The 7516-nt window shown below is 43.0% G+C and carries 10 protein-coding genes and 1 tRNA gene; all 11 read right to left on the reverse strand.

Translation table 11 applies throughout. The features are described from left to right. Positions 1-27 precede the first annotated feature (27 nt). Positions 28-127, reverse strand: a tRNA-Ser gene (locus FJ354_02025). 51 nt (positions 128-178) lie between these two features. Continuing rightward, positions 179-1267, reverse strand: coding sequence for a myo-inositol-1-phosphate synthase (locus FJ354_02030; protein ID MBM3905447.1), 1089 nt, complete (start codon positions 1265-1267; stop codon positions 179-181). 38 nt (positions 1268-1305) lie between these two features. Further along, the gene (locus tag FJ354_02035) at positions 1306-1725 is read right to left on the reverse strand and encodes a hypothetical protein (GenBank protein ID MBM3905448.1); all 420 of its coding nucleotides are present in this window, start codon (positions 1723-1725) and stop codon (positions 1306-1308) included. Between the two features lie 11 nt (positions 1726-1736). Further along, on the reverse strand, positions 1737-2732 hold the full coding sequence (locus FJ354_02040; protein ID MBM3905449.1) for an RNA-guided pseudouridylation complex pseudouridine synthase subunit Cbf5: 996 nt from the start codon (positions 2730-2732) through the stop codon (positions 1737-1739). Further along, complete coding sequence (locus tag FJ354_02045) at positions 2729-3289, reverse strand: cytidylate kinase (protein MBM3905450.1); 561 nt, start codon at positions 3287-3289, stop codon at positions 2729-2731. Before FJ354_02045 ends, FJ354_02040 begins: the two co-directional genes overlap by 4 nt. A 2-nt stretch (positions 3290-3291) precedes the next feature. Continuing rightward, entirely contained in the window at positions 3292-3906 is a 615-nt protein-coding gene (locus tag FJ354_02050; GenBank protein ID MBM3905451.1) for a DUF106 domain-containing protein, read from the reverse strand. Between the two features lies 1 nt (position 3907). Continuing rightward, the gene (locus tag FJ354_02055) at positions 3908-4486 is read right to left on the reverse strand and encodes an adenylate kinase (protein MBM3905452.1); all 579 of its coding nucleotides are present in this window, start codon (positions 4484-4486) and stop codon (positions 3908-3910) included. Continuing rightward, positions 4473-5903, reverse strand: coding sequence for a preprotein translocase subunit SecY (gene secY / locus FJ354_02060; GenBank protein ID MBM3905453.1), 1431 nt, complete (start codon positions 5901-5903; stop codon positions 4473-4475). Before secY ends, FJ354_02055 begins: the two co-directional genes overlap by 14 nt. After that, complete coding sequence (locus tag FJ354_02065; protein ID MBM3905454.1) at positions 5896-6318, reverse strand: 50S ribosomal protein L15; 423 nt, start codon at positions 6316-6318, stop codon at positions 5896-5898. Before FJ354_02065 ends, secY begins: the two co-directional genes overlap by 8 nt. A 1-nt stretch (position 6319) precedes the next feature. Next, complete coding sequence (locus tag FJ354_02070) at positions 6320-6787, reverse strand: 50S ribosomal protein L30 (protein MBM3905455.1); 468 nt, start codon at positions 6785-6787, stop codon at positions 6320-6322. A 5-nt stretch (positions 6788-6792) separates the two neighbouring features. After that, complete coding sequence (locus tag FJ354_02075; GenBank protein ID MBM3905456.1) at positions 6793-7485, reverse strand: 30S ribosomal protein S5; 693 nt, start codon at positions 7483-7485, stop codon at positions 6793-6795. Positions 7486-7516 lie beyond the last annotated feature (31 nt).

A 7516-nucleotide genomic window follows, 5' to 3' on the forward strand; every position in this document is an offset into this window, starting at 1 on the left:
GAGTCATTAATTGATTATGAAAAAAGGCGCCGGGAGAGAGATTTGAACTCTCGTACCCTTGCGAGTACGCGCTTTATGGTTTGTGTAATTTCCAGGCGCGCGCCCTACCAGGCTAGGCGACCCCGGCACTAGTCTTGCGACAAAAATTCTAACAAATTATTCATTATATAATAGATGATTATCCTTTAATGAAATCCTCAAGGGCTGCCTTTGCCTGAGGATCACTCATCTGTCTTGGTGGATGCTTCATCAAATATGCGCATGCTGGAATTATTGGTCCGCCCATATTTCTCTCCAGTGCTATTTTGGCCAGTCTTGCGGCATCGATTACAATTCCTGCCGAGTTTGCCTTATCGTCCACTTCTAGTCGGACTTCCATATTATATGGGATGTTTGCCCACTGGCGTCCCTCTATTCGCATGAACATTAGTTTTGTATTTCCTAAAAATGGAATAAAGTCTGACGGCCCGACATAGATTTGGTCATCTGCTAGCCTTTGTGATAATTGTGATTGGACGCTTTCTGTTTTAGAGATTCTTTTGCTTACCAGTCGTTCCTGCTCTTTCATGTTTAGAAAGTCGGTGTTACCACCAACGTTTATCTGGTATGTCTTTTCTATTTTTGTTCCTCGATCATCGCATAATTTTGCAAGCGTTCTATGCACAATTGTTGCACCAACTTGCCCTTTGATGTCGTCTCCCACCACTGGGAGCTTTTTTGCCGCAAACTTTGCGCCCCATTTTTTGTCAGACGCAATAAATGACGGAATACAATTTACAAATGCGGTGTTTGTGTCAAGGCACATCTGGGCCCAAAACTGGGTTGCCTTGTCTGATCCTACCGGCAAATACGATACAATTATTTCGGCGCCGGTTTTTTCTATTGTCTTCTTGATTTCTTTTTTCAGTTGGTCAGTTGACTTTTTGGATTTGATTGGCTTGACCCTGTTTTCAACCCAGATTCCAACTCCGTCCAGCGCAGGGCTTTCGTATACCTCTGCCTTTGTTTTTGGCATCTTGTTTTTTGGAACCCAGTTTACCATGTTAGGATATTCGTAGATTGCCTCATTGATTGTCTTGCCTATCTTGTTGTTTCCAACATCAAAACCTGCTACAAAGTCTAAATCGTGAATCGAGTATTTTGTTATTTTTTCATGCATTATTCCAATTACCTTTTGCCTTGGATTTTGCCTATAGTACTCTATGCCTTGGATTAGGCCGGAAAAACAGTTGCCAATTCCTACAAGACCTACCTTGATTTTTGCCAAACCTAGAGTTGTTCTCGCTAAACGCGTTTTAAGTTTTCCTACTTGAGTAGATCCAATGTAAAGCTGTCGGAAATGCGCTTGCCGGACTCGTCATGTGCAATTATGTCAATTACATATCTTCCTTCAAGGATTTTGGAATTATCGCTTTTTTGTTGGTTCCACTCAAAGGTGTATTTTTGTGCGGGCTCTAGTTGTTCTGATAGCATTGTTGCAAAAAATGTTGTTCCATCCAATGCTCGCACTATTATTCCATGTGAGTCGCCATAGAATGTAATCTTTGTTGTTCCTGTATTGACTATGTGAATCGGTATTATTTCGCCAATCTTGTAGCTATTTTTTTCTACATAGCCTGAAACTGAAGGACCCTGGACAGAGACGATGTTTTTTGAGTTTAATTGTTGTAGGTATACTCCAAGTATTGCGGCAGCTAATACTCCAGTTATTACACAGATAGCCAAGCTTTTTGGAATCATTGCTCTGGTTTTGGTTTTGTGCGCCAGCTTTTAGGATATGTATTTGGTGCCATTATGATTCGCCTTGTCTGAAACGCGTAACCCTTTACTGCATCCTTGATTTCGTCTGTGCTCATCATTGATTCTGCCAGAGCCACCACCTCTCCTTTCTGCGTGTAAATACCGACTAGGTCGCCCTTTTTGATATCTGTGGAGAGCTGTAAAATTCCTGGAATTGCCAGCTGTGCACCATGGCAGAGCGCATCAACTGCAGAATCACGAATTACTACTGACTTGATTTCAGTTAACGTGTACTCTATCGGCAAAATTATTTTTTTGAGCTTGGAATCATCATTTTTTTCCTCCCATGTTGCAAAGGCGTCTGCTAACTCGTGCAGTGTCACCAGTTGGGATTCGTGGAACTGGTGCACGCGGGATCGTCTCAGCTCTATCATGGTGGCGCCAGGGCCTAGGATTTCTCCAATGTCATAGTATAGTTTTCTGATATAGGTTCCAGCCTCGCACAAGACCCGCAATAGCAATAATCGTTCTTTTTGTTCTACCACTTCTAATTCATAGATTGTCCTTGTCCTTGTTTGGCGTAAGACTGCAGAGCGCTGCGGGGGCTTTTGGTAGATTTCTCCGATGAATAATTTCAGTACCGATGCGAGTTTTTCCTTGTTTGGCTCTGAGTGCAGTCGTCCTAGGCCATAGTATTCTTTGGGGCCCATTAGTAGTACACCTAGTGCCTTTGTTGCCTCGCCTAGTCCCAGTGGTAATACTCCTGAGACCTGCGGGTCTAGTGTTCCACTGTGGCCAATCTTTGGTAGCTTGAGAATTCGCTTTGCCCAGGCAACTGTTTCATGGCTTGTGGGTCCTGGTGGCTTGTCCAGTAGAATCAAACCATAGTTTAGGAGGTCTTTGATTGATCTTTTGTCATATGGTATTCCATAGGCTTCATTTGTGATGTCCTGGTCTATTTGGAGTAGGTTTTGGAGTTGTGGCAGGCTCAAGAAAAATCCCTTACCTTTTGTATTGCTGTATCAAGGACTGCCTCGGCATCTAGGCCGTCAGTGTTGATTATGATATCAAATACTGAGAGGTCTTCGCCAAAATCAAATCCATAGAGTTTTTTGTATAATGCTTTATTTTCATCGTATCGCTTTTTTACAATGTCCAGTGCGCTGGATAACTCCATATTGTCCCTGGCTTGCATCCTCTTTGCGCTGTTTTGCCTGCTTCCGCCAAGCCAGATTTTGATTCCGCCGGAGACAAGCCATGGTAGTGTGTAGCTTGTGATTACTGCGCCGCCCTTTTGGAAGATTTCCTTTAGCTTTTCATCTACCTTTTTGTCAAATTCGTAATTGTCTTTTCTCTGTGAGAGAAACTTCATTCCCTCGTCTGTATCCCACCAGTCATCATCTTTAGTCTGGAATCCTTTTTCTTGTGCCATTTCCTTGAGGACGTCACCGCCGCTAAGATTATTCATTCCAAATTCGTGTGCTAATCCCTTTGCTACCGTAGTCTTGCCGATGGCAGGTGGTCCTGAGATAATAATTGATTTTTGCAAAGCTAGGTAAGATCCATTGAGGTCTTGGTGATCTTCATTATTATTCCGCTAAACGCAATTGAACCAAGAAAATACCAAGCCCAGAAGTAAACATCATTTTCATTATGACAGATTTTTCCATCGATTTTATCTGCTGTACACGTCAGCGAAAAAAAGTCACCTGGAATGACATTCAAAGAGACAGGAGATAGCGCTACAGTATATGCGAACAGTGGCGGCAGGACAAAATAAAAGATCAGAATCAACGGTACAAATGTAATCATCATTGGGCGCATGTTCATCTGCATCATTTCCTGGTTTAGTCGATTCATATAGGATGACTTTTTGTTAAGCTCTGCTTGCTTTTCGGCATTCTTTGATCTAAAGGCAGACATTCTCTCTTTTTGCCAGGCTCGAGTCTCTTTCATTATTCGCTGGAGTTTTTCTTGGTCGACTAGCTTGCGTCGTACTACCGCGTTGAATAGATTCAACAGAATCGAGAATCCCAGAATTCCAAACATGGATGGAATAACTCCTTTGACTAGAGGGTCTGCGCTGCCAAGTGGTCCTTGGGTCATCCCGAAGAGATCACCTTGCAAAAAGATTGATTCCAGAAATTGCAAAACTATGAATTCCATTTTAGAGACCTATTGCGTTTATTACCTCAAGAGCTGCTTCTTCAACCTTTCCTTCGGTGTTTAAGACTGATTTCATTGGTGAGCCGGTAAGAACTACACAGCTGGACAGCATTGCCTCCTGGACTGCGAGTTCCTTTTTGATATTATCTATAGATATAATATCTCGGTGTCTTGTGTTGTCCTTCATTCTTCGGTTATAGATCTCCTCTGGCCTTGCAGATACTGAGATGAAATTTGCCGGCCTTAGCAGTTCCAAGACTGGGTATGGCAATCCTGGGTAAAATCCCTCCTTTGTGGAGATGAATGCATGTGTGTCTATTATTACAAGATCATCAGAGAATCCTGTAATTTTCTTTGCGGCCATTGCCTGAAGTTGTTTTTGCTCGTCTACTGCTAGCTTTCGTAGCTCATCTCGGTTTTCGATTCCAAGTTTTTTTGCTTCTTCGAACATTACCGTGCCAAAGCTGTGAACGCTGACGCTTTTATTTTTGCTCTTTAGGATTTCGACTATTTTTGATACCAGAGTTGTTTTGCCTGCGCCGGCAATACCTACAATTATTACTTTTTTACTTTCGGCCAAGCAAAGCACCCAGACGAGGCATGACGACTTCGACTTGTTCTCTGACTAGCTGTTGATAGTAGTTGATCAGAATATCGACCATTAGTAGGATCCCAATACCTGTTCCAAATACTCCAAGCACGTCTGATGCGCCTGCCAGTGCTCCCAATATTGCAGAGCCAATAATTGTAACCGATGGGATGTATTTGGCAAGAAGTGATTCTACAGGTTGATTTGATCTTCTAAATCCTGGAACTTGGACATCTGCATCCAATAGGTTCTTTGCTGCGCTCTTGGGAGATAATCCTCCAAGCTCAACCCATAGTCTTCCAAATACTACGACAATTCCAATCATAAACAGTACATATGCCACTGCCCTGAGTGGATCCTGTGCTGCCAAGTCTAGGCCCCTTGGCGGTGTAATATAGTATATTATGCCTCCAATTGGGGTTGATGAGCTTTGCGGATCAAATTGGGCTAGAAAGTTGAACAATGGGTTATTGTTTCTTGGGTTAAAGTTTGCCCACATCATCTGCCCGATGAATATTGCGTTTGCTGTAAGTGCAGATGCCAAAATTACTGGAATGTTGGATACATACATTAATTTGATTGGATAAGTTGCAGAGAATCCCCTATACTTTGTAGATACGATTGGGATTTCGATTTTTATTGCCTGCGTGTATACTAGGATTAGCAAGATTCCTGCTGTAATTCCAAGTCCAAACAAGCTTGGTAATTGATTAGACCTAAAGAGAATACTGGAAATATCACCCTGTGCAAATGATTGTGCTACAAATGGCGCTATGCCAATTAGTCCGCCGTCTCCTGCAGGCAACGGACTGAAAATGCTCCACAAAATTTGCTGGGCTACACCCGCCATGATAAATAGACTGATTCCGCTACCAATGCCCCACCCTTTCTGGATTAACTCGTCTAGGAACATTATGATAACGGATGCCGCAATTAGCTGCCCGATAATAACATACAAGACACTCGGATTTGTAACTCCTGGCCCATACACTGCTATGGCATACACTATGGATTCTACTATAATTACAACATAGGTAACTAGTTTTGTTGCCGTCTGGAATATTCCTCGCTCATCTGGCTTAGTAAAGTCGAACTTGATAATTTCAGATCCCTTTAGTAACTGCATCAATAGTCCTGCAGTAACTATAGGTCCGATTCCTAGCTCGACTAGTGTTCCTTGTTGGGATGCGAAAATTACCCTGGCAAATGCCAAAAAGTCAAACTCGGGTGCCGTTGCTCCAAAAAGAGGAGTCTGACCCATAACTTGGTAAATCAATAGTGCCATTCCGCACCAAATAAGTCGGGTTGGAAGGGAAATCTTCTTTTTTGGCTTTGGAACCTGAACCAGATATGGTTCTGCCTTTTCTACAATACGCTTGATGATTCCAGTTGTAGTGTTCTCAGTCAACAGCTAACACCTCACCCCCGGCCTTTTTGATCTTTTCTGCTGCAGATTCAGTGTATCTTTCGATTTTGATCGAATAGGCATTATTTGTTTGCCCACCGCCAAGAAGTTTATCGTATCCAAGGCTTGCAAGATCAAGCAGTTTTTTGCCGCCCTCTTGTTTGCCGTGTTTTGCGAAAATGTCGTCTAGGTCTCTTACACTGGTCCATTTTTTGGTGATGATCGGGTGAGGTGGATGAGTAGAATCGTGACCAAAGTGATCAGGATCGTCTTTGAGCAAAGAGCTGAACAGATGTTTGTGCATACCAGACTGTCCAAGTCCGCCTTTGTGACCGCTTGCTCTGTGTTGGCCAATTTGTCCCCAGCCGTGTGTTCTAGAGCCGCGGAACTTTCTTGTCTTGCGGAATCGTGTTGCCAACTCAGATCATGCTCCTTACAAGCTCGACTAGCTCTTTGTTTTGTCCTAACACTCCACCTTCTCCGTATGTTTTTCTTGTGCTTCGCTTGAAGCCCTTCTTTGGTGGAGCAAGTGCAAACCAAGGTTTGATTGGTTTGATTTTATTCATAGATGTTTTGCCTTCAGAAACAGATGATGCTAGATCATCAATTGATTTGAAACCTAGTGGTGTGATGTCTTCATTTGTAATTTTTTTGTATCCGGACTTTCTTCCCTTTTTGCTGAACAATTCCTTTGCAATGTCCGTACTAACTTCTTGCCAGGAAACATAGTGCTTTACTCTGTTTAGCATTCCAAGAGTATTGTCTTTGGCTGGAATGATTGTCGCTCTAAACTTTTTGTCTAGTTTTAGTAATGTCATGGTGTTTTTTGCCCAGTGCGGGACGTTGATTTGTCCAGTCATTCTGACAACGAGGTATGCCTTTGCCATTTTGCTCAACCTTGACTAAATGTCTGCCTTAGACATTCTAGGATTGCCTTTGACGTAGAGTTCATTGTTGCAGTAGAGCCCTTTGCGGTGGTCCATGCGTCCTTTAGTCCTGCTAGCTTGAGAAGGTTTCTGATGTTACCTCCTGCTACAAGACCAAGACCTCTTGGTGCCGGCACGATTTCGACTACGACGCTTCCTCCTTTGCCTCGTACCTTAAACGGTACAGAGTGGGATTGGTCGCATCTGCATTCCCAGCTTCCACAACCTAGTTTGATTGGGCTGATGTTAAGATAAGCATTAGTTGTTGCCTTTTCGATTGCAACTCTCATTTGTTTTGATTTTCCCTGTCCAATTCCTAGCCAGCCGTTTTCGTTTCCTGCTGCAACTAGCGCCTTGAATTTGGTTTGCTGTCCGTTTGGTGTCATTTTTTGCACCATTCCAACATCGATTACTTCGCTTTTCAGATCTGGAAGTAATTTTTTGATGATTCCTGCCTCCTGAATTCGTAGTCCTTGGGAGTAAATTTCATTCATGTCAGTAATTAGACCTGCAGCCACCTTTTTGCCAAGCTCAGTTCGTGGGACCCATGGTTTCTCTTCTTCTTTTCTTGGACCTCTGCCTTGTCGCGGTGGTCTATCACCTCGTGGTCTGTCTCCGTATGGCCTGTTTTGTCTTTGGTTTTGTGTAGTTTGACTCATTTTACTTTGCTCCACTATCAATTGCTGACTT

This window comes from Nitrososphaerota archaeon, assembly GCA_016872055.1.
Taxonomy (GTDB): domain Archaea; phylum Thermoproteota; class Nitrososphaeria; order Nitrososphaerales; family Nitrosopumilaceae; genus Nitrosotenuis.

Excerpts from the sequence above, each read along its gene's own strand:
- FJ354_02050 (MBM3905451.1), bottom strand. The coding sequence starts at position 3,906 with ATGGAATTCATAGTTTTGCAATTTCTGGAATCAATCTTTTTGCAAGGT.
- FJ354_02070 (MBM3905455.1), bottom strand. The coding sequence starts at position 6,787 with ATGGCAAAGGCATACCTCGTTGTCAGAATGACTGGACAAATCAACGTC.
- FJ354_02075 (MBM3905456.1), bottom strand. The coding sequence starts at position 7,485 with ATGAGTCAAACTACACAAAACCAAAGACAAAACAGGCCATACGGAGAC.